Source organism: Paenibacillus sp. UASWS1643 (assembly GCF_008693195.1).
Lineage (GTDB): Bacteria > Bacillota > Bacilli > Paenibacillales > Paenibacillaceae > Paenibacillus > Paenibacillus amylolyticus_B.
The window spans coordinates 202,321-228,368 of sequence record NZ_VXKZ01000107.1 but is presented as its reverse complement, the minus strand read 5'-3'; the positions used below and the strand labels follow the sequence as shown (position 1 = coordinate 228,368).

Annotated in this window: 21 protein-coding genes; 10 read left to right on the top strand and 11 right to left on the bottom strand. The window is 47.5% G+C overall.

Features of this window, described 5'->3' with window-relative positions; genetic code table 11:
* Window positions 1-7: 7 nt before the first annotated feature.
* Together FE296_RS14375 and FE296_RS14370 are read right to left on the bottom strand one after the other, a co-directional pair.
* Window positions 8-1,165 carry an MFS transporter gene (locus FE296_RS14375; RefSeq protein WP_223868880.1) on the bottom strand — a complete coding sequence of 386 codons (1,158 nt, stop codon included), beginning with the start codon at window positions 1,163-1,165 and terminating at the stop codon, window positions 8-10.
* Between the two features lie 208 nt (window positions 1,166-1,373).
* Window positions 1,374-2,789 carry a sensor histidine kinase gene (locus FE296_RS14370; protein ID WP_124117851.1) on the bottom strand — a complete coding sequence of 472 codons (1,416 nt, stop codon included), beginning with the start codon at window positions 2,787-2,789 and terminating at the stop codon, window positions 1,374-1,376.
* Window positions 2,790-3,029: 240 nt separating this feature from the next.
* On the opposite strand from FE296_RS14370, the gene FE296_RS14365 reads away from it, so the two are divergent.
* Window positions 3,030-3,683: a phosphatase PAP2 family protein gene (locus FE296_RS14365; protein WP_124117853.1), complete on the top strand. Its 654-nt coding sequence runs from the start codon at window positions 3,030-3,032 to the stop codon at window positions 3,681-3,683.
* Between the two features lie 4 nt (window positions 3,684-3,687).
* Here FE296_RS14365 and FE296_RS14360 read toward each other — a convergent pair whose 3' ends face one another.
* From FE296_RS14360 to FE296_RS33350, 6 genes are all read right to left on the bottom strand, one after another.
* On the bottom strand, window positions 3,688-5,199 hold the full coding sequence (locus FE296_RS14360) for an HD domain-containing phosphohydrolase (protein ID WP_124117855.1): 1,512 nt from the start codon (window positions 5,197-5,199) through the stop codon (window positions 3,688-3,690).
* A 191-nt stretch (window positions 5,200-5,390) separates the two neighbouring features.
* The gene (locus FE296_RS14355; RefSeq protein WP_150365400.1) at window positions 5,391-6,374 is read right to left on the bottom strand and encodes an anti-sigma factor; all 984 of its coding nucleotides are present in this window, start codon (window positions 6,372-6,374) and stop codon (window positions 5,391-5,393) included.
* Window positions 6,371-6,967 (bottom strand): RNA polymerase sigma factor, encoded by a 597-nt coding sequence (locus FE296_RS14350; RefSeq protein WP_124117859.1) that lies wholly within the window; start codon window positions 6,965-6,967, stop codon window positions 6,371-6,373. Before FE296_RS14350 ends, FE296_RS14355 begins: the two co-directional genes overlap by 4 nt.
* 1,120 nt (window positions 6,968-8,087) lie before the next feature.
* The gene (locus FE296_RS33355) at window positions 8,088-8,399 is read right to left on the bottom strand and encodes a hypothetical protein (RefSeq protein ID WP_017690878.1); all 312 of its coding nucleotides are present in this window, start codon (window positions 8,397-8,399) and stop codon (window positions 8,088-8,090) included.
* A 262-nt stretch (window positions 8,400-8,661) separates the two neighbouring features.
* The gene (locus tag FE296_RS32750) at window positions 8,662-8,769 is read right to left on the bottom strand and encodes a sporulation protein YjcZ (protein WP_190945226.1); all 108 of its coding nucleotides are present in this window, start codon (window positions 8,767-8,769) and stop codon (window positions 8,662-8,664) included.
* Between the two features lie 44 nt (window positions 8,770-8,813).
* Entirely contained in the window at window positions 8,814-8,918 is a 105-nt protein-coding gene (locus FE296_RS33350) for a hypothetical protein (protein WP_017690880.1), read from the bottom strand.
* Between the two features lie 442 nt (window positions 8,919-9,360).
* Here FE296_RS33350 and FE296_RS14340 point away from each other — a divergent pair, with 442 nt between their 5' ends.
* Window positions 9,361-10,485 carry a PsbP-related protein gene (locus FE296_RS14340; RefSeq protein WP_150365382.1) on the top strand — a complete coding sequence of 375 codons (1,125 nt, stop codon included), beginning with the start codon at window positions 9,361-9,363 and terminating at the stop codon, window positions 10,483-10,485.
* A 96-nt stretch (window positions 10,486-10,581) separates the two neighbouring features.
* Here FE296_RS14340 and FE296_RS14335 read toward each other — a convergent pair whose 3' ends face one another.
* A complete protein-coding gene (locus FE296_RS14335; protein WP_124117863.1) occupies window positions 10,582-10,908 on the bottom strand; it encodes an MTH1187 family thiamine-binding protein in 327 nt (108 codons plus the stop codon).
* A gap of 773 nt (window positions 10,909-11,681) precedes the next feature.
* Between FE296_RS14335 and FE296_RS14330 the strand changes: the two genes are divergently transcribed.
* The 4 genes from FE296_RS14330 to FE296_RS14315 all read left to right on the top strand — a co-directional run bounded on the left by FE296_RS14330 (window position 11,682) and on the right by FE296_RS14315 (window position 17,435).
* Entirely contained in the window at window positions 11,682-14,015 is a 2,334-nt protein-coding gene (locus FE296_RS14330; protein WP_124117865.1) for a ribonucleoside-diphosphate reductase subunit alpha, read from the top strand.
* A 192-nt stretch (window positions 14,016-14,207) separates the two neighbouring features.
* Window positions 14,208-15,239, top strand: coding sequence for a ribonucleotide-diphosphate reductase subunit beta (locus FE296_RS14325; RefSeq protein WP_062837278.1), 1,032 nt, complete (start codon window positions 14,208-14,210; stop codon window positions 15,237-15,239).
* A gap of 165 nt (window positions 15,240-15,404) precedes the next feature.
* Window positions 15,405-16,379 (top strand): SMI1/KNR4 family protein, encoded by a 975-nt coding sequence (locus FE296_RS14320; RefSeq protein ID WP_150365381.1) that lies wholly within the window; start codon window positions 15,405-15,407, stop codon window positions 16,377-16,379.
* A gap of 21 nt (window positions 16,380-16,400) precedes the next feature.
* Complete coding sequence (locus FE296_RS14315; RefSeq protein ID WP_124117869.1) at window positions 16,401-17,435, top strand: phosphotransferase family protein; 1,035 nt, start codon at window positions 16,401-16,403, stop codon at window positions 17,433-17,435.
* 129 nt (window positions 17,436-17,564) lie between these two features.
* Here the strand turns inward: FE296_RS14315 and FE296_RS14310 are convergent, their stop codons facing one another.
* Together FE296_RS14310 and fosB are read right to left on the bottom strand one after the other, a co-directional pair.
* Window positions 17,565-19,376 (bottom strand): S9 family peptidase, encoded by a 1,812-nt coding sequence (locus FE296_RS14310; RefSeq protein ID WP_150365379.1) that lies wholly within the window; start codon window positions 19,374-19,376, stop codon window positions 17,565-17,567.
* 141 nt (window positions 19,377-19,517) lie between these two features.
* A complete protein-coding gene (fosB, locus tag FE296_RS14305; protein ID WP_124117873.1) occupies window positions 19,518-19,937 on the bottom strand; it encodes a metallothiol transferase FosB in 420 nt (139 codons plus the stop codon).
* A gap of 155 nt (window positions 19,938-20,092) precedes the next feature.
* Here fosB and FE296_RS14300 point away from each other — a divergent pair, with 155 nt between their 5' ends.
* The 4 genes from FE296_RS14300 (at window position 20,093) to FE296_RS14285 (ending at window position 25,786) form a co-directional block, all read left to right on the top strand.
* Window positions 20,093-20,992, top strand: a complete 900-nt coding sequence (locus FE296_RS14300) for a glucose 1-dehydrogenase (RefSeq protein WP_150365377.1) — start codon at window positions 20,093-20,095, stop codon at window positions 20,990-20,992.
* A 125-nt stretch (window positions 20,993-21,117) separates the two neighbouring features.
* Window positions 21,118-22,728 (top strand): gamma-glutamyltransferase family protein, encoded by a 1,611-nt coding sequence (locus FE296_RS14295; protein ID WP_150365375.1) that lies wholly within the window; start codon window positions 21,118-21,120, stop codon window positions 22,726-22,728.
* Between the two features lie 365 nt (window positions 22,729-23,093).
* Window positions 23,094-24,107: a BMP family lipoprotein gene (locus FE296_RS14290; RefSeq protein WP_150365373.1), complete on the top strand. Its 1,014-nt coding sequence runs from the start codon at window positions 23,094-23,096 to the stop codon at window positions 24,105-24,107.
* A gap of 26 nt (window positions 24,108-24,133) precedes the next feature.
* Window positions 24,134-25,786, top strand: coding sequence for a methyl-accepting chemotaxis protein (locus FE296_RS14285; protein ID WP_150365371.1), 1,653 nt, complete (start codon window positions 24,134-24,136; stop codon window positions 25,784-25,786).
* The last annotated feature ends 262 nt before the right edge of the window (window positions 25,787-26,048 follow it).

The window sequence follows — 26,048 nt, the reverse complement described above, 5'->3', positions numbered from 1 at the left end:
ATCGTTTCTATTTTAACAGTACACGACGTCCAAGGGTAAATGTAAGAATCAGCATCACGACACCAACCCCCACCTGAAATCCATAGGCTGAGATCCAAGCGAGCGCATCGGACCAGGTTTCCATTTTTTCATACAACCAGCCACCCAACAACGGCCCAAGAAACGAAGTTACTCCGGTCAGAGCCGAATACACCGCGACAAACATCGGTCTTTCACTTTTGGGTGTGTCTCCAATGGTAAAGTTAAATGCCAGCTGGTTGAATCCACCTACACCGATCCCAAGGAAGATATGAGATAGAAATAGTGCGATCAATACGGGCATGAACGACATTAAACCCCACGACAAACAGGAGAGTGCAATGACTGGCAATGTCCAAAATAGGAGGGTTTTGTTGCTGAATCTGGCATTCAGATTGCCCCAGACATAAAAACCGGCCATCATAACCAGCGTCTGGACTACCGTGATCAGGGATACAGTCTGATAATTGATGTTCAATAAATCGAGCATAACATAGGAATAGAGCGGAACAATCAAGGTCTGGATCAATAACCAGACAGCCAGGAACAGCGTTGCTTTCAAGAAAGAACGATCCTGGAACGGCTTGATGAACATGCGCCAGAAAACCCTTTCGGTAGAACGTTCAAAGGGAACGTTCGGATAGAAAAAATAGATGACTGTATTGGCAATGGCACAGATCCACACCGGAATAAACAGGATTAGAAAGCCCATTTCTCCGGGGTAACGGTCCAAAACAATACCGCCTGCAAATAAGCATACGCTTCCAAGAGCATTCAGAATCGTATTTCGAATTCCAAAATAACGACCTCTCACCTTGGCAGGTACGATATCGCCAATTAGTGAAGTCCAGATCATACCGCCGATGGTATTTGATATAAAAGCAACCGTATACACGCCAATATATACACTTACCCACCACTCTTTGGGGAATATAAACGGAATCAGTCCCGTTGCACTCCACAAGATACGATGTGTGCCCACGAACAGCAGCAGCATACGTTTACGGCTGCGAATACGCTGCATCCAGTAAGCTGCTCCGATCCGGGCAATGTTCACGAACGTGGTAATCGCGAGCACAAAGCCGATATGTCTCGACCCGGCCCCAAGGTACAGCAGAAATCCGGTTAAAAACGGGCCTCCCAGCAAGGTCTGTAAAATAATTGCCGGTACACCCTCCCATGTTGCAATCGATAAATTCGTGCGTTGTGTCGAACCCTTGCGCCGTGGTTTGCTTGCTAACGGGGGAGGGTTAACGTTGACCGTCTTCTGTATGGGGATACACTCCTTAGACCGGGTCTCAAATGCCGGTCGATGCTAGTTGTCATCCCAAATTCTACTCACGGCGCGAAGGTTGTCAACTCATTTTTTCACGGTCCAACGGGAGATAGAGATGGAAGGTGCTTCCTTTACCTTCAGCACTCTCAAGTTCAATCGATCCCCCCAGTAATCTCGCTAAATCCCGGCTGATCGACAGGCCTAGTCCGGTACCGCCAAATTTCCGACTAATCGACCCGTCAGCCTGCTGAAATGCCTCAAATATGGAATGATGCTTGTCCTCCGAAATGCCAATGCCTGTGTCCTGAACGGAGAAAATAAGCCATCGATTCTGAATACCTGCATTCTTAATCTGCTTGGTGCTTACGGTCAGCGTGACCTTCCCTCGGTGAGTGAATTTGATGGCATTGGACATCAGATTCCGCAAAATCTGTTGAACCCGCTGGGGATCAGACCATAGCGTCTCGGGCAGTCCCTGTTTTTTGTCCAGAACCAACTGAATTCCTTTTTTCTCGGCAACAAGCTGAAAGTGGCTCATGGCATCTTCTGTAAGTTGTGCGACACTGATATCCTCCAGTACAATATCCAGCCGCCCCGCTTCTACTTTGGAAAGATCCAGAATATCGTTAATGAGCGTAAGCAGTTCCTGCCCGGAGTGGTCGATCATATTGGCAAAACGTACAATATCCTCCTGATCCATCGTGTCGGCATTCTCGCTGATCATCTGGGCAAAGTTAATGACACTGTTCAGTGGTGTACGCAGTTCATGGGACATATTGGCGAGAAATTCCGATTTGTACTGTGAGGCAATCATCAATTGTTTCGCACGATCCTCCAGTACAATCTGGGCTTTCTGTAACTCTTCCTTTTGCACAGACAATAGCCGGTTTGTACTCTGGATCAGCAAAATTCGATTCTGTTCATTCTGAAAATCACGTAAAATAAATGCAAAAATAAGGCTCAGCAAAATGCCTGTAGGGAGTGTATAAGGCATAATATGTGAAAAGAAGTATGTAGCCGGGATCACACCAACGATAGCAATGTTTACACTATTGACCACATTGACGATAACTGTAACAAGGATTCCTTTAATAATCAGCCTGTAGTTGCTGCGTCTCATCCATATATTCAGACCTGCACATATGACGCCCAAAATAGACATGTTAAGTACTGCCGCCAATGTAGCATCCGTGATGCCAAAAGTCAGCCTCGACAGCCCAATTCCAATACCCACGATGATTACGCTATAGGGTTGTCTATACGTTAGAACGGCAACAATTAAAGGAACATAACGAAGATCAAAGACCACTTCATCGGTGAGTTGGAACCCAAAAACCGTACTGATCCAACCTGCAAATATAAGGACAAGCACTGAACTGATCTGCTTCACTCGAGAAGAGGTACGTATTACGACATATTTATAGAACACACTAGCAAGATATGCAATGGTAATAAGCATCCCCATATTCAATACGAACATTTTCGAAAATTGCATTCACTCACTCCTGTTGTACCGACTTTACTGGCCAAATTGCCTTCGTCCGTATGTGTCTCTATCATATCATGCCCATTGAAACTTCGGCATTCCTTCTTCGTCAAAAAAATACACAAAAATACACAAATCAGGATTCAATTTGTGCGCTGGTCGTAGTAGAATATATTGTTGTTTAAATTTGAATTAGTTATTTGCTGGGCTCATGCTCCTAGGGAGCATGAATGAAAGGAGAAAGATGTTGTGCAATTGTTAAAAAGCAAATCCTATTGGCTGTCATTGAGTTTGATGCTGTCTTTGGCCGTCATGGGGCTGTTCTATGATATTCTTAACAGTCCGGAACGCGGGTTCGTAGTACTTGATTCGCCGCTCGACCGGATCATTCCCTACGTGCCTGGCATGTCCATTCCATATTTGGGCTGGTACCCGTTTGTATTCGGTGTGCTCGCTTACCTGTGTGCCAAGGATCGCCTGACGTATTACCGCGTCTTGTTATCCATGAATATCTGTGTCTGGATATGTTATCTGATCTACTTCAACTTTCAGACCATGGTACCCCGCCCGGAACTGACGGGCACAGGCCTGGGAGCATCTGTTCTCGGATGGCTCTATAGCCAGGATCGTCCTTATAATTGTTTTCCAAGTATTCATTCTCTTCACTCTTATCTGGTTATGCGTGCCGTTCTCTCGGTTCCAAGCATCCGCAAACCCGTCAAGATTCTGGTGGCCGCCGGGGCAGCAACCATTATCGTATCCACGCTAATGATCAAACAACACGTGATCTATGACGCCTTGGGTGCAGTCATACTCGGCGAATTCGTTCTCACCATCATAACAGGCCTCGCTCTACACCGGAGACGCAGAAAAGAATCGAAGTGGACAGAGGGGATCAACTGATCCCTCACTTCGATGGTTTCTGAAGTTGCTGTTGTCGTCTCCATTCATCAATAAACAAACCTGCAAAATAGGGGTCCCATTGGGTCCCTTTTCCTTCTTCCAAAATCGTTAGCGCTTTCTCGTGACTCATCCCATTCCGATATGGTCGATCCGACGTCATGGCATCAAAGGCATCCGCTACCGCAATGATGCGGCCAAAAAGGGGAATATCATCACCAGCCATCCCATCCGGGTATCCTTTGCCATCATATCTCTCATGGTGAGATCGTACACCTGGCAGAAAGTCGGCCATGGCATCAATAGGCTCTATTTGCAACAAAATACTCTCTCCCTGCACGGGATGTGTACGAATAATCGCAAATTCTTCATCGCTTAGTTTTCCATCCTTCAGCAGTACCTCATCAGGTATGCCGATTTTCCCGATATCATGAAGCAGGGCTGATTTGTACAATAAATCCGCCTGTTCCTCATTCATTCCGCTTAACTTGCCAATCATCAGCGAATACTCTGCCACACGCATGGAATGCCCTGCCGTGTACTTATCTCGGGCGTCTAAAGCAGCAGCCAACGTAGAAAAATAACTTTGCAATAACTGTCGATTGCGTTCCTGTCTCATCTCCAGCCGGTTAATCATCATATTAAAGCCGGAGATCAGTGCCGAAAACTCATCCGCATATAGATCCGGAGCTCGTCTGCCAAGATCTCCCCCCTGAATTCGGTTCATCTCATGTGTCAGTTCAGCAACTGGATCACGAACATCACGAATCAACAGCCAGCTTCCCACCAGCGCAAACCCAGCGCCCAGAATAACGATGAGAATTCCCCACAGTATGTACTCTTTCGCAAATTCACTGTCCATATACTGAAGTCTGATATATGTAGCCAGGAAAAATAGAAAAAGAGGAAATAATCCAATCAGTGCCGTACTTAGCTGAAATTTACGCTGGATCGATACCAGGATGCGCCCTCCCAGTGAAGGTTCCATCCCGTATTGGACTTTGCCTCGATGTCGAATCTCAAGTAACAGGGGTCTAATCGCCCGCACCGTTAGGTAATACTCTATCAGCGCATGCATGATCGCAATCAGAAAGGCACACGCAGCGGCCACGACAATATACAAGTAAGGGAATTCAAGCCACCCTGTGGATATCATCCATATTGTTAATCCGGCTGCCGGAAGTGAGAACCCAAGCATGTGCGGACCCATGATCCGATATATGGTCTGTCCCGGGAAACGATGAATTTTCTCATACATGTGGTTTAATTCGTCTCTCTCATGATGCTCGGAAGTGAAAAATTGTCTTATGGGGCCAAGCTGCACCCACAGCGTAATTAATTCAGCAACCAGCATGAACAAGAGTGAAATCAGTACAATAAAGATGAGTCGAACAAATTGAATATTGGGTATTTGCAGAGTAGATACCATAACTACTGTACCGACAACAAAAACAGCTGCCAGTGAACCGATCAGATAATTGCGTATCAGGCGAAAGATAAATGAACGGTATGCTTCCAACTGAACCCCTCACTCTCTATGTGCAACCAGTTCTCCCTTGAGACACAGGGAGATTAAGGGTATTGCCTTCTATTTGTTTATCGGTTGCTCCGACTAAAAAAATTAATAAAATCCAATGGGTTGGCACCAGAACTGGAAAACACAAAAAGGCTGCTCCACGACGGAGCAGCCTTTGGTGATATGTCCTATATTTATCCTTTAATCTTGGCAGCCAGAATCATCGTACCGCGCGGCTCATCTCCCATTGCATCCGGTTCAAGCGTGATGGCAACCGTATCATAGTCGTTGGCCGAATCCAATGTGTAGTATACCGCTCCCGTCCCGTCACGACTAAGGAAAGTACCCGCATTCTGAGGGGTATCTCCTTTGATCAACCAGACCTGAAAAGCCTCGTTGCCTTCCAGGTTCGGCAGGTTCTCAGCCTGCACAACCAGGTGAGTGCCTTTGCTGTCAATAACGATGGTTGCGAGACCCTGAGCTACAATGTCCTGCGTTGCAGGATTCAGCTTCACTGCCTCGCCAGTCTGCATGCCCTGTGCAGGCTTCAGAGCTGATGCCAGCTGCTCTTGCAGCTGCGCATTCTGCGCCTGTGCCTGCACCAGCTGCTCTTGCGTAGCCGACGAGCCCGCCGCTTGCTGCGTCAGCGAGTCGATCTGGCTCTGCAGCTGCGCCGTGTACACGCCGAGCAACAGTGCCGCGGCCGCAAGGCCGGCACTGGCTATGCGCCAGGCGCTGCTGCTGCGCGCACGCGCGCGCGCTTGTGGCTGCCATGGCTGTGCCTGGGCAGCCTCTTCCACCCGGGCCGCAGGCACCGCCGTTACCGGCGGCAGGCCTGGCCCGGGCTGCGCCGCACGTTCATGCTGCGGCGCAAGATCCTCCTGAAGCACCACGGGTGCTTCAGGCTCTGCAGGAGCAGCCGCTGGCTTCGCCTCGGCGCTCTCCTGCACATGTCCGAGCACGTTGCCCAGCACACGTGCTCGCATGCCTGACGGCGGTGCTACAGGTTCCGCCGCAAGTGGCAGGAAGCCAGTCACTTCCTGCAATTCCTTCACCTCCTGGCGGCAAGGTTCGCAAGTTGCCATATGCGCTTCAAACGCCGCCACTTCCTCTGCTTCCAGTCCGCCCAGCACATACATCGGTGCCAGATCAGACCACTCCTCATGTCGTTCTATCATGGATGTATGCCCTCCCTTCCCGCGTCCGGATGCAATTCAGCATCGGCCAGCAACTTTTGGAGCTGTCGCATGGCAAGCCTGACACGGCTCTTTACTGTACCCAGCGGAATCCCGAATCGGCTGGATACTTCCTGCTGGGTTAATCCCGCATAATATATCGATTCTATAACTTGTTGCTGATCACCGTTCAATTGGGACAACGCCTCTTTAATCCGCGTACCTTCCCATTTACGCTGCACTTCTTCTTCCGTGTTTGTATGCTCATCGGCATAGGCCGCCAGTGTCTCTTGTTCAACTGAAGTAGCCGCTGCCCCTTTTGATTTCCGCCTCAGCATGTCCACTGCAATGTTACGCGTAATCGCAAACATCCATGTGGTCAGCTTCCCCTGTGAGGCATCGTAACGTTCAGCATTATTCCAGACCCGCATAAAAAGTTCCTGAACGGTCTCTTCTGCCGTCATGGGATCACCAACGATCCGATAGGCAAAAGAATACACCGCTCGCTCATAACGGTCATATAACAGCTCCAGTGCGGAGGCATCACGTTCCGCGATCCGCCGCATTAACCTGCTGTCCTCCATCGATTCAGTCATGCGAGGGCCCCTTTCTGTTTCTTCCCTCTTATTATAACCTACGCAGAATCTTTTGAAGAGGATTACCCCTGTGAAGAAATAGTCTGAAAAATTTTCTGTATCTTTTCAAACTAACCTTTCACTTTTTAACATAAAAATAGTCCGAATACATGTTGCTCTGGTCGCGCTTTCCTTTTTATTGCAGAAAATTACAACCTGTGGTATACTATAAAAGTTGTATTAAACAACCTCATATGATTTCTGTCTTCTTTAAACCCCGGAATATTTTCTTCATGCTGCGACCGCAGCGAATTTTTAAGCACAACTAACCTATGAAGATTGAAGAACCTGAATCACAATAACCCGGTAGTACAGAGTTTCACAAGATGTTCCCATTCACACTGGCGCGGTCATCGGAGCCGCAAGGACAAAAGAGAGGTAGGGCTTTTGTTGTTTTGGATATCACTTATTCTTGAGAAGATTGAAAACATACACAAAGCACCCGGAATTGGGTTCCGGGTGTTTATCCATGTCCACATACACATTTCAGCATCATCCACAGACTATCGGACACCGTTCCTTCATTGAGAAAAGTCTTCCTTTCACTTATCAGACTAGCCAGATATATTCGGTTCGGTTCTGCTTTTAAAACTTTTCCGTTCTCCCACTGACTGCACTCCTGGATACTTAATCCCTTACTCCCTTACTCCCTTACTCCCTTACTCCCTTACTTCTCCAATTCTGCAAATAACCCCAGATTCTAAAGCAAATGTTTACGTTCACCAGACGCTAACGAATCCTGCACAACTTATATTGAGGATTTCTGGTGCTATGTAAAATCTAACGAATCTCAGCCACGTTAATCCATGTCACTTCATGAATATAGGCTCCAAACATGCCCAGATTAAGGAAATAAGGTGTCTACGATTCGTTAAACAGTCTGTGGAATTCGTTAAAGAAAGTAATGCCAACGCTCCTTCACTTCTAATAAAAAAAGGACACCGCAGGATGAAATCCTACGCTGTCCCTTTCTGAATCATAGGTACGTTATGCCCCAACATGGAACTCAAACTCGGAGTTTATTTAGAGCACCTATCATAACGATCCACGATCAGCAAAGTCTCCTTGCACTCACAATTACTTAGATAAACATCGTTTTGGAGATGATGACCAGCAAGATGAACAGTACGAGGATCGTACCCATGGAACCCCAGCTTCCGCCGCCATGACCATAGGATACTCCACAACCCTGTTGATAACCGTGCATCATTGGAGCCTGATTGGCATGGTGTCCGTATCCATAGCCATATCCCATTGGCATTGTTCCACAACCATATCCATACCCATGCATTTCATGACCTGTGTATTGGTATCCTTGCATATGCTCATAACCTCCCATATGTCCGTATACGTGTCCCTGTCCGTTCGGTGAATTCGGTTTTACTTCGCTCATTGTTCATTCCTCCTTAACATTTGCCTACACCCCTAAGCTATGTATTCAGCCTACCTCTGGACCGGGCTATTGCCCTCATTTTGACAAAATGGGCGTTTAGCCATTAGGTACCTTCCCCATTTTCCAAACATACGCCGTCATTCCATTACTTGAATTCCACCAATTCTTACGTTCAACCACACGCTATCTTATCTTCCTGGCTCTCCACCATGCTTGTCCTCTAGAAAAAAACCCCACCGGTTGCCCGGCAGAGCTCGTCATATTATACCCAGAAAGATTTAGTGATGATTACGAGAAGAATGAACAGAACCAGGATTGCTCCAGTCGATGTCCAGCCGCCGTATCCTGCGCCTTCAACTACGTTGCCCATGTAGAACCCTCCTTTACCAATTATATTAGGGTCCAAACGGTTTATTAGATCAGGAACGCTTTAGAGATGATGACCAACAAGATAAAGAGAACCAAAATCGCGCCAGTCGATGTCCATGCGCCGCCGTATCCACCTACAACTCCACTCATGTAAACCCCTCCTTTGATTTGAGGTACAGTTCACTATATGCACCAATCATACATGGGACCGGGCTCAGGTCGAAAATGGGCTGTTTTTTTCCACATGACTATTCGTTAATTGCACCTACATAAAGGGTTAGTTCTTAAGTCTGAATGTTATATTCAAATACGTTTAAGCCATAAATAAATCTCACGGTTATATCCATCAAATGTATGTACTATCGTTCAAAATGGATACCAATACGGTATATCATTAGCTTCTAACTTGTTAAATACAGATAAATTACCTTTTTAGTAATTATGAATACTGAAATCTTTATTTATGTTATTATTTTACTAATAAAGTAGAAAGGAGTTTCCATGCCCACCACCTAAACTAGATTACAAACGAAATGATGACCTTAGAAAAAATCCCAACCGATGGGAAGCACATTAGGAGAAATTAGACATAATGAAGAAACTTATTACGATTTTGGCATTAGCCACATTGCTTAGTGCTTGTGGTAATTCAGAAACAAACACAACAACCAATAGCCAAACGTCCGAAGCATCCAAGGCAACTGAAACTGTCTCAACAGAAGCAAAAGCTACGAAATACACTACATATAGTGGAGAAGGATTTTCTTTTGCATATCCTGAATCCTGGAAAAGCGTAGATACAAGTCAAATGAATGTTCCATCCATTAAAGCTGCTTTTTCAGACCAATCTTCATCAGCCACATTTGCAGATAATATTAATCTGACGATTGAGGCCAGCTCAACCGGTTCAATCAATCCTGAAGAATACGCTAATAATATAGTTGATTATTACACACAAAACGGTTCAAGCATCGGCATTTCCGATTATACAAAAACCAGCTACACGAACAAGCCTTATAAAGAATATAGCGCTGGTGTCTTGGAAGGAGCCTATAAACACACCTCGGGTACAGATGTTGTCCTTGTCCAATATCTGATTCCGACCAATACAGAACTCTATACCATGACGTTAACCTACGCCAAGGATACTTATAATCAGGATGAGATCAAAGATATCTTGGATTCCCTAAGTATTACTGTTCCTCTGGAGCAAACAGCAACAACTGCAACGAGCGGAAATACATCTGCCACAGCATCAGCTGCGGATTTCTTTAATGAGTTAACTCCCTACATTACAGAAGACACAGCCTTTATGGAGCAGGCATCTTATGATTTCTTTGGTAAACATGACGATGTATTCCCGGCCATTACGGCAGAACTAACCAAAAAGGTACAGGGGCTCGTTGACTCCAATGTAACGACCCGTCATCTGAATAAAAATGTAGCCAACTATTACAATACTTTCGTACAAGTTAACGGGGAAGTCATATCCGTTGAAGAAGATAGCTCTCTCGGAGCAACTTTCTCTATCGTTCATGTCATGGATGAGAACGGAAACGATATTATAGCGTTATATCCTGCAACGACCGGAGATTTGCTTGATGGTGATTATGCCACTGTTATCGGTGCTCCAATTACCAACTTCTCTTTTGAAAATGTTGGCGGTGGTTACACCAACGCCACTTTGATTGGAGCCTCATTGGTAGTTGCAGATTAATTAAAATGTTAAATGAGTATACAAAAAGGCCAGCTCTTTAAAAGACTGGTCTTTTTTGACATTCGATTTAGGGATGTAGAGTATTTACATTAGGAATTAATTGGGCCTTGCCTGAAGTGACGTCAGTTTATCCTGAACCGATTGTAACTTCTGTATACTTGAGGCATCCGGTTTATCACGACGGTCGTCAATTTTGACGGATGTGGAAACACGCTGAGCTCCTGACAAAAACGGCGCTTCATGCAGAGCCGCAATTGCTGTAAAGATCTCGTTAAGCGGACCCTCAATAATGGTGCTCATGGAAGTTAACTGAAATGTAATGCCCCGTTGATGTTCCAATACCTTTTGCATGTCCGCCACATAACTGCTTAGACTCGTTGTACCCGTTCCGATTGGAATTACAGTCACTTCTGCTATTGCCATTTTGCTCCGCCTCCTCTGGGCCCCGTGAACAACCGCTGCCGCTGATTTTAGTCGATTTTTGACTATTTTTATTCTACCAGTTGAATACATTACAATTCAAACTGACGTGAAGACGTCATTCAAATTGTTCAAAAATTTTTTTTGATAAATCTTCAAATCTTCCAGTCCTTTTCCTTTGCGGATTCCTGGCTTAAATGGTATACTCGGAATTACGTTTTACTGGTTCTGCCCACTTTACAAACACAATATGTTGGGTTACAGTATGTTGACAGCTACAAAATGTAGTAACACTAGATTTCTCCGCTTCTAATAGTCACCTTCTGCAATCTCGCGAAAAACAGGATGAAATCACCTCCAAAGGCACGTCCCTGTAGGTGTAAATCGCTTTCTCGAAACAGAGTTGACACGGAGGTTAACGGGGCTGTTTGGACTGCATCCGGTATCCTCAAACTACAGGCACATCTGCATATAGACAAAAGCTTACATAAGCACTCTTTTCTGTCGATATCCTGAACCTCTAAGACAGTAAGGAAGCCAGAGCATCCATGGGCATTTTCAGCCGCGAGGCGGGAGAATGCTTTTTATATGAGCATGTTCTGCATTGTGCTGCTTTGTGCACCTCAAGTTGAGCGATTTAAGACATGAACTTGTCACCGCCTTTTAGTCCGCAAAACGTAACCTATTTCTTTTTCTCACCGTAAGAAGACACTCAATTCTTTATATAAAGAATTTCTCCAATTTATCTCTTAAACATGCGAAAGCGAGGAATATTCATGCCACAAGTTGTGACCAAGCCGAACAACCGCCAGCTTGCCTTTGATGATATGCGCATCTCGGTATATGCCGACCGTATCCTGGAAGGACTGGACATGCTCGACAAGGAACGTCTGGTACGCGGGGTAAACAGCAAGCTCCGTCGTGATGAAGTTACCGGAGACGAAATCAGTAACGCTTTTATGATGAGCGCACTGGAACTGGTAACCAAAGAGGAGCCTAACTGGAAATTTGCAGCGGCACGCTCCCTGCTCACTTCCCTGTACAAAAAAGCGGCTACCAACCGCAGATACAAGTCTTATCCGGACGAGCCTTATGGCGCATTCCACCCGCTTCTTGTAGATCTCGTGAAAAAAGGCATCTACCGTGAAGAATTGCTGGAATGTTACACCAAAGAACAGATCGACGAACTTGCTGAATGCATTGACTACCGCAACGATCTGCTCTTCGATTACATCGGCTTGCTCACACTGGCAGAACGTTACCTCGCTCACGATTTTGACGGAAAAGTGATGGAGTTGCCTCAGGAGCGTTACATGGTTATCGCGATGTACCTGATGCATCAGGAGCCTGCTGAGAAACGTATGGATCTCGTTAAGGAAGCATACTGGGCAATGAGCAACATGTATATGACAGCAGCTACACCTACGATGTCCAATGCGGGCAAAAAAGTGGCTGGACAGCTCTCCAGCTGCTTCATTGATACTGTGGACGACTCACTTGAAGGTATCTTCGATTCCAATACCGATGTAGCCCGTCTGAGCAAAATGGGCGGCGGCATCGGCGTTTACCTTGGTAAAGTAAGAGCACGTGGATCGGATATCCGTGGACACAAAAACACAAGTTCCGGTGTAATCCCTTGGATTCGCCAACTAAACAATACAGCGGTCAGCGTAGACCAGCTTGGTACACGTAAAGGTGCCATTGCCGTATATCTGGATGTCTTCCACAAAGACATTCTGGCGTTCCTCGATCTGAAGCTGAACAACGGTGACGAGCGGATGCGTGCTCATGACGTATTCCACGGAATTTGTCTGCCTGACTTGTTCATGGAGCGGGTATCCAGCCGTGGCGAATGGAGCTTGTTCTGCCCGCACGAAACTAAGAAAGTGATGGGTTGGAAAGACGAGAACGGTCGTCCACTCGGACTGGAAGATTTCTATGATGAGTCCTTTGGTGCAGGTGCATTCCGTGAGAAATACGAAGAAGCGGTCAACCACCCGCTATTGTCCCGTATCACCGTTCAGGCGATTGATATTATGAAACGTGTGATGAAGTCCCAGCTCGAAACAGGCACACCTTACATGTTCTACCGGGATACCGTTAACCGTGCGAACCCGAACCGTGCACATGGTATGGTCTACTCTTCCAACCTTTGTACCGAGATCATGCAGAACCAATCTGCCACTGTGGTAGAAAAGGAAGAACTCGTAACCAAAGATGGACAAACTCGTATCGTGATTTCCAAAGTGCCTGGCGACTTTGTTGTCTGCAACCTGAACTCCATTCACTTGGCACGTGCCGTGCCTCACAATGTACTGGAGCGTCTGGTACCGATTCAGGTACGTATGTTGGACAATGTTATCGACATTAACAACATCGAAGTGCTGCAAGCCCAATACACCAACAGCCAATATCGTGCAGTCGGTCTGGGAACATTTGGACTTCACCATCTGCTTGCCCTCGAAGGCATTCGCTGGGAGTCTGATGAAGCGGTAACGTATAACGACAATCTGTACGAAAAAATTAACTACCTGCTCGTGAAAGCCAGCATGGAGCTGTCCAAAGAAAAAGGACATTATCCGAAATTCAAAGGTTCCGATTGGGAAAGTGGTCACTACTTCGACCAACGCGAGTACACGTCAGGTGAGCGCGTAGGCGAGTTCGTAACAACCGAGCAGTGGAAAGAACTGCAAGCTGAAGTACGACAAAACGGTGTTCGTAATGCCTGGATGTTCGCCATTGCACCAAACGGTTCCACGTCCATCATTGCCGGCTCTACGGCCAGCATTGACCCGCTCTATGAGCTGTTGTCTTATGAAGAGAAAACAACATACAAGATTGCCAATCCGGCACCTGATCTGTCCGAAAAAACGATCTGGTATTACAAAACGGCATTCATGGTGGATCAACATGCTTCCATCAATATGGCTGCTGCGCGTCAGCGCCACGTCGATCAGGGACAGAGCTTCAACCTGTATGTTCGTCCGGATATCAAAGCAACGGAATTCCTGGAACTGCACTTGCACGCCTGGAGAGCCGGCATGAAATCGACGTATTACGTTCGTAGCCGGGCATTAACCATTGAAGAATGCGATTCTTGCGCAAGTTAAGTTTTATCCGTGATAGAGAAGATTAACTAGATTCACGATGACCACCAGGGCATCCTGTTTTGATTGCAAAATGGCGTTGCCCTGGTTCTTTTTTGCCTAAAACACGATCACAGCATCGCAAGATGTTGATATAGATGATTTCCCAAAGTTCTGTCGGCAGAACATTATGAAATTTCAAGGAGTGAACGGACGATGCAAGTACAGAAAATTTTCAACACCGAAGCCCCTAACCAATCAACCCGTATTATTGAAGGTGAATGCTCCGGTATCCTGAACTGGAATGACATTCGCATGCCTCATATGTACAAATTGTACAAAGTACTGCTGCTCAACCACTGGATCGCAGACGAGATTCCAATGTCCAAAGATGCTTCCCAGTTTGCTCAACTGGACGAGGAAGAGCAACGTACATTTAAAATCAACATCTCCCTGCTCGCGGTACTTGACTCCATGCAGACGATGTTTGTTGGTGATGTAAAACGTTACTTTACCGATTCTTCACTCGAAGCGATCTCGGCCATTATCGGACAACAGGAAGTTGTTCATAACCAATCCTACTCCTACGTCCTGTCTTCGATCGTATCGGATCGGGAGCAAAAGGAAATTTTTGAATACTGGAAACATGATCCAGTCCTGCTTGACCGCAACCGTTTCATCGCTGATATCTATCAGAACTTCCGGGACGAGCCGTCTCCACAGACGTTCTTCCAAGCTATGGTAGCCGATCTGGTACTCGAGGGAATCTTCTTCTATAGTACGTTTGCCTTCTTCTACAACCTGGCCCGTGACCAGAAAATGATGGCAACCAGCCAGATGATCTCGTATATCCAGCGGGATGAAAACCAACACTGTTACTTCTTCGCTGAAGTGTACAAACAGTTGCTGGTAGACTTCCCTGAACTGAACACACCTGAGAACATGGACTATGTATACAAAACAATCCATCGTGCTGTTGAGCTTGAAACCAACTGGGCACATTACACACTCAGCAACGTGCGTGGTATTGACCTGAACGAGTTGGAAGATTACATCAAGTACATCGCCAACAAACGTCTGCGTCTGATGGGTATGGAAAAAGCATATGAAGGTGTAGATGTAAACTGCATGCCTTGGATCAAACCATTCTCCGATGAAGCATTGAATGCAACCAAAACCGACTTCTTCGAAGCTAAATCCCGTAACTATGGTAAAGTTGGCGACGATAACGGATTTGACGATTTGTAAACCCAGCTAATTGTATTCTTCAATCATTCATAATGATCACATTAAAGCACTCCTTGTTCGTAGAAAGCCATCGTGGTTGTCTACAAGCGGGAGTGTTTTTTTACCTCTGAACCTTGTAAAATAGTTGGAAGAGATTCTCATCCCCTACTGAAATGAGGCCTAATCATGGAAAAAGAACTGCTGGAACAAATCAACTTGTGGCATGAGCAGGACCAATTCAGTCTCATTATTGAACGTATTGAACGAATCCCCGTCTCAGAGCGGGATTATGATCTGATTGGTCAACTCGCAAGAGCCTATAACAATGACGCACGCTATCGCGAAGCCATCCAACATTTGTTGTCTGTCAAGGAGCAAGGGGTAAACGATCCACTCTGGCAATATCGCTTGGGGTACGCCTACTGTTATATCGCCAACTATGAACAAGCCCTTTTGGCTTTTGAGAGAGCGGACGAGCTCATGCCACACGATGAATCTACCTTGGAATTCCTTCGTCAGATTCGTCCCGAAGCGGACAAGATGCGTCGAGATCGCCAGCGTCATGAAGAGGAGCTTGCCGCATTCGAGCAGAGCGGAGCACAGAACCATCTAAGAGCTGCTTCAGGGTCTTATGATCCTGCAACATTCTGGAAGCAGAGTGATTATGCACGGGACAACCATGTGTCGGCTCCCTTTGACGAAGCAGAAATTGTGTCGATTGAGCAAGAACTGGGTTACAAACTGCCCGCTTCCTATATTCATCTGATGAATACGCAGAATGGCGGTATCCCTGCACTCACTGTATTTCCCACCAAAGAAGCGACTTCCTGGGCTGAGGATCACATCGCCATTTCAAGCATTACGGGAATCGGACACGATAAAATATACGCACTCGCTGGTGAGATGGGAAGTCGATTCATGATCGAAGATTGGGGATACCCCGACCTGGGAATTGTGATCTGTGATTGTCCATCCGCTGGTCATGATGTCGTTATGCTGGATTATCGCTTCTGTGGCCCTGAAGGCGAGCCCTGTGTAGTTCATGTAGATCAGGAAAATGATTATGAGATTACATATCTTGCGCCGAATTTTGAAGCTTTCATCCGCGGCTTGGTTGATGAGGATACGTATGACCTGTCTGACGAAGAGAATGAGGTCTAAAATCCAGGAGGGTCCGGCCATATGACAACCCGTATATATTTTGGTTCCAATCAACTTGGCGAGGTGGCTGCAGTTCCATTGCAGGATGCGCTGAATGAGCTTGACCTGGGAACCCTTGAAGAGTATCGGCGAACGGATAAAGGTGTTATGGGTCAGACATTGCTCATTCGCTCTTCCCGTGGAGAGTATATTCTGAAAGGCAATCCTTTATATGCAGGACAGTTACAGGAAGAAAAGTTCTTTGTAGAACAACTGGCGAAACATACGTCCATTCCTGTCCCTGACCCCTATTTATTACAGGAAGATACCGAACTTCTAGGCTGGAGTTATGCCATCATGCCGCGCCTGCCCGGAAATCACCTGTATGATCCAGCATTCCAGGCTTCATTGTCACAGCAAGATCAGGAAGAGATCGCCTGTATGTTTGCCCATACATTAGCTGAACTGCACCGCTGGAAGGTGCCTGATGCCGGGGAATATGACCCTATAGCCCAGCAGATTGTCTCCTTTGCAGGCGATTATCTGGACTGGTTGTACGGAACCATTCGTCACTGGTTACATGACGCTGAACAGTACTCGGTGATTACAGATGAAGATGTTCAGTGGGTGGACGAGCAATTCAAGAATGCTGAACCGGCATTTCGGTCAAGAGCTGTTCCGTGTTTTGTTATGGGAGACTTCAAGGTCGAGAATATTCTGATTCAAAATCTGGACGACCGTTCTTCAGGGTGGCAGATTAGTGGTCTGTTCGATTTTACAACCGCCTATTTCGGAGACGGCACGGCCGACCTAACCAAAATATCCACCAGGTATGTTCGTGAGGGTCAACCAGAACTGGCCGCACAGTTCCTTCGCTGCTACCGGGATCTGGTCTGTGCAGCAGATGAAGAGAAATGCCAACACTTCCGCACACGTCTCAGCATGCATCTACTCTATCAACGTATCTTGTGGTGGGGGGAAGCCAAAGCGACAGGACAAGTGACATGGGCAGCCGACCTGCCTTTTGCACAGTGGGCGCAGCAGTCCATTGATTCGATTGTCGCATTGTTAGATTAGTAGAATGTATCGTTCCATATATGCCGCCCAACATGCGGGCGCACGCATAAAACCGCCAGAGATCATCCTTGATCTTTGGCGGTTTTCCTCATCTCACTATATATTTAAGTCAACGATGGAACTCTCAACTTAAGCTTGTGCAACGGGTGATTCCTGATGTTTCTGCAAAAACTCCAGCATCCGGCGGTACACGAGAATCTCGTTTGTTTTCCTTGAGAAGCCATGACCCTCATCATCCAGAACGATGTATTCCACTTCAAGTCCCTTGGACTGGAGCGCAGCCACGATCTGATCGGATTCGGCCTTCACGACCCTTGGATCATTAGCACCCTGAATAACCAGCATTGGGTTAACCATTTGATCGAGATACGTAATCGGTGAATCCTTCGTTAAGCGTTCGCGGTCACGGACCGGATCACCCAGCCAGTTGTCCATCATCGGCTTCCAGTCTTCCGGTACGGATTCCAGGAATGTGAACAGGTTACTTGGCCCAAAAATATCAACCGCAGCCCGGAACAGCTCCGGATGGCGGCCTGCCAATAACAGGGTCATGTATCCCCCATAACTTCCACCTACCACAAACAACCGCTCTGGCGAGGTAATTCCCTGATCAAACAGCCAGTTGATCCCGGCAACACAGTCCAGTCTTGGCCCTTCGCCCCAATCTCGTTCAACCAATTTGACGAACTCCGCACCATATCCGGTACTGCCCCGGAAATTCGGTGCAAAGACATGATAGCCCTGAGCGAGCATCATCTGGAACATCGGTCGAAAAAACTTCGCTTCGGATGCTTGCGGCCCGCCATGCGGCCAAAATACAGTGTATCCATTGGCCTGCTCTGGCTTTGCTTTGAACAAGAGAGCTTCGATCTCCAGTCCGTCGTAGGAGTTATACCGAATAACTTCAGGGTACACGAGATCACTTGGGTCCAGTCCGGTTACCCGATTGGCAGTAAGCGGCTCCCAGGACTCAGCACCTGCCATTTTGCGATAAATGTTATGCGGCTGGATCGCTCCACGTCCGAGGATATACACATTGCCAGCCTTCGTCACGTTCACCTGTTCTATTGTATCCAGCGGCATCTCTATGCGCCGAGGCTCATCAGCATTTTTGCCCAATACGTACATACGATTCTCCGGCCCTGTAAGTGTCCAGAAATATAAGGTCTCGGAAGCCTGATGCCAGCGGATGAACTCCACATCTTCCCCTTCGATTTTGCACAATGAACGGAATTCGCGGGTATCGATACGGTACTCAGCCACATAGGCGTATGTGGAGTCATCATTGGTAATGAACAGAAGGCGATTGTCATCTGCAAAAATCAGATCGGATACCTGACTATGACGTTCTGAGGCTGGCAGAATTACCATTTCTTCATCGTTACGATACAGATGCGCCGTCTGATACGTATTCGAGTACATTTTGAGAATGACATAACTCTTCTCGTCAGGACTTACTGCAACCAGGCTGCTCGTAACCTCTTCTCCACTGTATAACAGTTTATCTTCACCTGTCTCCAGATCGATGCGGCGTGAATTCAGATAGTTCGGATTACCCGCGCTGGTAACATAATAGAGACGTTGTCCATCCTCGGACAACTCTGAGAAATAACAGCGATCATTCGGTTCAGCCGGAACCACAGGCAGTGGGACACCACCCTCGGGTGGAAGTGCATACAGATGATAGTTCTCATCTCCATCCTGATCAAACGCGGTAAGAAGATGCCGTCCTTGCGGGTCTGCTTTAATAAATTGACTGCTCTGATTCAAGTACGTTAAAGGATACGGGTATCCTCCAGGCAAATCCATCGCCCAAATATTCGGCTGACCGTTCAGATTGCTGTCCATGAACAAACGTTTCTCATCTGCCGATACGGCAAAATGCGAAATACGGTACGTCTGGAAATATTGCTCAACATCCGGTTTGGGGAACTGAATCATGACAAACCTCCTTGGAATTGAACCAACGAATTTAACATTGGTAAATTAAGGTACTATTTGTCCATATTATAGGTAATGCCATTGTTTAGACAATAGATATGTGAGTAATACTTTCGAATTTTCTCCATTTGCACATCAGACTCATGGATAAAAGGTCATATGAGCTTTGTCTTCACGGTAATAATCCAACCTTTGCTTCATCGTACCTGTATGCAGTTCGAACAGATGTCCATCCGGATCGGTGAAATAGACAGAAGCTGCATCCCGCGGATCTCTTGGTCTTCCGGGAAGAATGTCTGCTCCGGCTGCTCGAAGTTGCTGCACAGATTCGTCGAACTCTTCTTCTTTGACAGTAAAAGCAATATGAGTATAGGTTCGTTCCGTATAATTGCGAATAACATCCTCCTGATTTAGGGCGATCCACAGACCGGCCAACTCGAAATAAGCCAGTTTGCGTCCTTTCACTTGAATTCGGGCACCGAGAGCCTGCTCATAAAAGGTAATGGACCGCTCCAGATTGGATACGGAAAAGCACAAATGATTAATTCCTTGAATATTCATGTGGCTCCTGACACCTCCATCGATTTAAGGACCTATCCTTATTATGGTATATTTTGCGCAAAAAACAACCGCCGTGCCTGCTCCTCTCGCACATCCTTCTGGGCGAATGCATAGGTTATCCGTATCAATGTACGTTCGAGGAGGATGTAAAGCGAATGAATCCTGTTTATCCTTTTTACGGTGAGAAAACGGTGTGCAAGGAGCAAAAGCTGGCATTTCCACCCCAGCACCAGGACCAGCAACCCGGTCTGGAAACCCTCATGGTGCCTGAACCAATTAGTGAAGATCCTGCCTATATCGGCAGCTGCAAACTCCAAGGTAAGGTTGCCATTATTACGGGTGGTGACAGTGGGATTGGCCGGGCGGCCGCCATTGCTTTTGCCAAGGAAGGTGCGGATATCGTCATTGCTTATCTATATGAACGGACAGATGCCGAAAGGACTCGTGAACGGATCGAAGAACTGGGACAACGCTGTCTCTTAATCGAGATTGATCTCCGCTTAAAGAAAAACTGTGAAGCCGTCATTCGCACAACCATGGAAACCTACGGAAAGATCGATATTCTGGTCAACAATCACGGCGTACAGTATGTGCAGCCGAGCATCGTTGATATTACGGAAGAACAGCTGTATCACACCTTTCAGACCAATGTGTTCGCCTATTTCTTTCTGATTCAGGCCGCTCTCCCGCATCTGTGCAGAGGTGCCTCCATTATCAATACGGCTTCCATTACGGCATATAAAGGCAATACCCAACTGATCGACTACTCTTCTACCAAAGGAGCCGTCGTATCGCTGACTCGTGTACTCGCACAATCGCTCGCTGCACAGGGAATCCGTGTGAATTCTGTCGCCCCGGGACCCATCTGGACACCGCTCATCCCTGCCAGTTTCTCCGCTGAGGATGTACAGGTATTTGGAACGGAGACGCCTATGGGTCGGGCTGGTCAGCCATATGAACTGGCGGCAGCTTACGTCTATCTCGCCTCCCGTGATTCATCCTACGTCACAGGTGAATGCATTCATGTCAATGGCGGTGATATGGTGACGACATAGGCTGGTGTCAGGTTGGATTTGGCAGGTGTGGCAGGATATCGGTTGTCCGGTTGCGAAGAGGGTTAGGAGTATGATCCGGTGAAGACCGGAACCTGACATCTTGTGACAAGGAGCTGAACAACCTGATGAACTTCGATCCACTCTACCAACCGTACCCCTCGTACCGCGTACCTGTGTATGCGAAGCAAGGCATGGTCGCCACGTCACAGCCACTGGCTGCACAAGCCGGTCTGGATGTATTGAAAAAAGGCGGCAATGCCATCGATGCCGCCATTGCAACTGCGGCAGCACTCACGGTGCTGGAGCCAACGTCCAATGGCATTGGAGGCGATGCTTTTGCCCTCGTCTGGACCGAGGGCAAACTGCATGGCCTGAATGCCAGCGGCCCTGCGCCTCAGGGCATATCCATTGAGGCGCTTCAAGCGGCAGGCTACACGGAGATGCCGAAGCTTGGGGTTGTTCCGGTGACGGTGCCTGGCGCACCGGCGGGTTGGGCTGAGCTGAGCCGCCGTTTCGGGCGGCTCACGCTGGCGGAAGCGCTGGAACCGGCCATCCGCTACGCGGAGGAAGGTTACCCGCTTGCGCCTGGGCTGGCCCGCCACTGGGCAAGGGCGGCCGAGATCTATGCACGCCAGGGTGATGCGAAGGCAGGGCGTGCGTGGTTTGAGACATTTGCTCCAGGCGGGCGTGTTCCCGCAGTTGGAGAGATGTGGCGCTCGCCGGATCATGCGGCGACTCTGCGCCAGATTGGCGAGAGCGAAGCGCGAGACTTTTACGAAGGAGAACTGGCAGAGCGCATTCATTCCTTTATGACAGAGCATGGTGGTTATCTGACCAAAGACGATCTGGCGGCATTCCGTCCCGAATGGGTCGATCCCATCTCCGTCTCCTATCGTGGATACGATGTGTGGGAAATTCCACCGAATGGACAAGGAGTGATTGCTCTGGCGGCGCTTAATCTGCTGAAAGGATATGAATTTGAAGAGAAAGAATCTGTTCAGGCGTATCATCAGCAGCTCGAAGCCATGAAGCTGGCATTTGCTGATGGGGAGAAATATATTACTGAAGAACGCAAAATGGGTGTGACGGTGGAGGAGCTGCTGTCCGAGGCATACGCGGAAGAACGGCGCAAACTCATTGGTGATACCGCACGTGCACCTGAAGCAGGCGATCCACGTGCAAGTGGAACGGTGTATCTGGCTACGGCTGATGGTGAAGGCAACATGGTTTCGTTTATCCAGAGTAACTATATGGGCTTCGGCTCTGGATTGGTTGTTCCGGGTACAGGCATTGCTCTGCAAAACCGCGGACATAACTTCTCACTGGACCCTAATCATGCCAACGCCCTGGAGCCGGGCAAACGAACGTATCATACGATCATTCCGGGCTTCCTCACCCGTGGCAGCGAAGCGGTGGGGCCATTCGGTGTCATGGGTGGTTTCATGCAACCGCAAGGTCATGTGCAGGTGGTCATGAATACGATCGATTATCACCTGAACCCACAGGCCGCCTTGGATTCTCCACGCTGGCAGTGGACAAAGGGTAAAACAATTCTCGTGGAACCGGGTTTCCCGCAGCACATTGCACAGGCACTCGCCCGCAAAGGACATGATATTCAAGTGGCACTCGATCCAACCCAGTTTGGACGCGGTCAGATCATCTGGCGCAACCCGGACAATGGCGTATTATGCGGAGGTACGGAAACCCGAGCCGATGGCTCGATTGCGGCTTGGTAAAACTCGCGTAATTTTTATAATAGGATGATCACCTTATCATTCGTGTAGGGTGAGATTTTGGCACAAGAGAGATGATTCATGTCATCTCTCTTGTGCCTTTTTCCAACTTTTAACGTCAGTAAACAACATACTGTAGTTATTGATACTCCCTTTCAACCAGAGAAATGTAAAAATAATGTATAATTCATGAAAAGTATTTATTTTTTCGTAATTTTTCACTACATACCATAAATCACAGTGTCTTTCTGACCGATATAGATAAAGGGAAATCCTCACCCTACGTGTCATCATGTACACGTCATTCCCTGGAGCTAAGGAACCATGCAAAACAGAAAAATGCGAATACGGAAATGAGGGTACCACATATGAAAACAAACAAGAACAGACGCGCAGGTCTAGGTCTCACCCTAATGATGATCCTGACGGTACTGATCCTGGGGGCATGTTCAGCCAATAATACAACAACGGCAACAGACAAAAGAACAAAGGTCGGGATCGTGCTTACAGAAGTAGGTCTGGGTGACCGCTCTTTTAATGATGCTGCTTTTGATGGACTGGCTCAGGCCAGAGACGAGAAAAGCATTGTCTTTGATTATCGTGAACCGGGCGAGAACTTAACTGCCGAAGCTGCATTTGAAGAGTTTGCGGAAGCCAAATTCGATCTGATTATCGGCCTGAGTGATACGATCCAAGCAGATATGGAGAAAGTTGCAGCCAAATATCCTGACCAGCAGTTCCTCATGATTGACAGTCAGTCCGAATTGCCTAACATTTCCTCCATTTCATTCCGGGCGGAAGAAGGAAGTTATCTGGCAGGTGTTATTGCTGCTATGGCCACAACCGAAAATCATGTCGGTTTCCTTGGTGGAATGGAGATCCCGGTCCTTCGTGATTTCGAGCAGGGTTTTAAACAAGGTGTTCTGGCTGTCAAGCCGGATGCAACCGTGGATGCCGTCTACGCAGGGGACTTCGGTAATGCCGATCTGGGTGAACAACTGGCTGCACAGATGATTCAGGACAAGGGCGCTGACGTGATCTACGTTGCTGCCGGTCTCACAGGCGTTGGCGCACTGACGGAGATTCAGAAATTAGGGAAATACGCCATCGGTGTAGATACCGATCAATTCTTTTTGGCAGAGAAAGCCATTCTTACGTCCATGCTGAAAAATGTGGATGTCTCTATCTATAATGCTGTTAACACGTTTGTTCAAAACAATCATACCTTCCCTCAAAAGGAAATCGTGGAGGGGCTGGCGGAGAACGCCGTGGGTCTGACTGCTCTACATAATATCACGCTCAGTGATGAACAACAGCAAACCTTCGAAGATCTGAAAGCAAAGATCTCTTCCGGTCAAATCAAAATTACGCTTGATCAATAACCCATCGGATACGAGGAGGTACGCACATGAAACTACAGGGAAAACTGATACTTAATGCTCTAATCTCGCTGTTCCTATGCCTTGCGCTGGTTGCTTATATCATCATGCAATTACTCGGTATGAATGCCAAAAATCAAAATCTGGTACCCGCCATGCTCAAGGTGAGTGAACTGAACGCCAATCAGATTCAGACCCAGCAAGCGCTGGATGTCTACTCATTCTCCATGACAGCAGGAAACCAGGACGCAGTGCTCCGCTTGCTGGATGAAGGCCAAACGATGATTCAAGAACTTACGGACGGATTGCTGGAAACGGATCAGCAGCTACAACTTATACAGTCCATCGAGACCAAATTACAAGCTCTCAACCAGGGAGCCACCGAAGCGATGAGCGCGATGAACAGTGCGGATGCGAAACGTTACAGCACTCGGGTTCGTGGCATACAGAATGATATCTATTCGTTAGACGAGATGACTCGGGATCGTTATGATCAACATACCGTCGATTTGGAACATGACATTCAGCAAACGTGGCAAGTCGCTCTCGGTGGAGCCATCGTATTGCTCGTCGCGGTGATGTTGTTCAATATGTATACTTCACGTCAGATCGCCCGGCGTATTCGCACGCTTAAAGACGCCGCGGGACAAATTGCAGACGGTGACCTAACAGGACAATTGCCGGAAGCTCGGGGTAAAGATGAACTCGATGATCTGAGTCGCTCCTTCGGTATCATGACCCATAATATTCGCGGCATTATTCAATCGATCGGTGCAGCTGGTCATCGTGTTGATCTGATGGCGCAAGATATTGACCGTGGCAACGATACAGCCCAAGCGATCGTGCAGCAAGTATCCCGCACCACGGAGGAACTCTCGATTGGTAGTCAAAAGATTGCCGAGGATCTGAGTGAAACGGTGATGGTTGTGGACAAAATGCAGTCTACCTTCAATAGTAATCTGGAGGCTACCTCCCAATCGGTGATCGATGGTCGTGAAGTATTAACTACCGTTGAGGAAGGTAATAAGGCTGTAGCGGAGCAACTCCGGCTGGCCGAAGTGAATCGTATGGCGATGTCAGAGGTGGAACAAACGGTGCGGGAACTGGAAGAAAGCGCGGTTCGAATCACTACGATGACTGCGTATGTATCGGAGATTGCCAAACAAACGACCATGCTCTCGTTAAATGCCTCCATAGAGGCTGCTCGCGCTGGAGAAGCCGGACGTGGCTTCGCTGTTGTTGCGGGCGAGGTGAACAAACTCGCCGAACAATCTGCGCAATCGGTCAAACATATCTATGCGGCTGTGGGCGAGATCACAACCTCCATGGACAAGGTGAAGAACTCTGTAGCACAGAGCATGCTTTTATTCGGCGAACAGGAACAAGCCACTGGCCAGACTCGTGAATCCTTCTCTGCCATTCGTGAAAGTGTGGAGCGCATTAGTACGGGTATCCATCAGCTTGCTGAGGACATGCAACACTCCAATGAACTCAGTACACAGGTGCAACTGGCCATTGAAAATATCAGTGCCATCACCGAGCAGTCGGCTGCCAGCAGTGAAGAAATTACCGCCTCCACATCGGAACAACAACGTTCCTTCGCTGATGCAAGTATCAAGGTGAAGTCATTGCGTGATATCAGTGCAGAGATGCATCAGGAACTGCTGCGATTCCGGCTGTAAGCAGGATGCCGGAGAATTCGGACCGGACGTAGTTCGGATTTAGTTTAGATGCAGGTTAGATGCAGATTATGGGCAGGTTATAAGCGAGCCAGGATCAGATAGCGTGAACATACAAACAAATAAATAAAGGGGAGCCTCCGTCATGAATCATGACAGGGCTCCCCTTTTCAGTAACTAATCGTTGTTTCATCTAACTAAACATTTACATGAAACACAGAGGACAGAAAGAACCTGAAGAAGCGGAGCTAAAAGCTATCTGAAA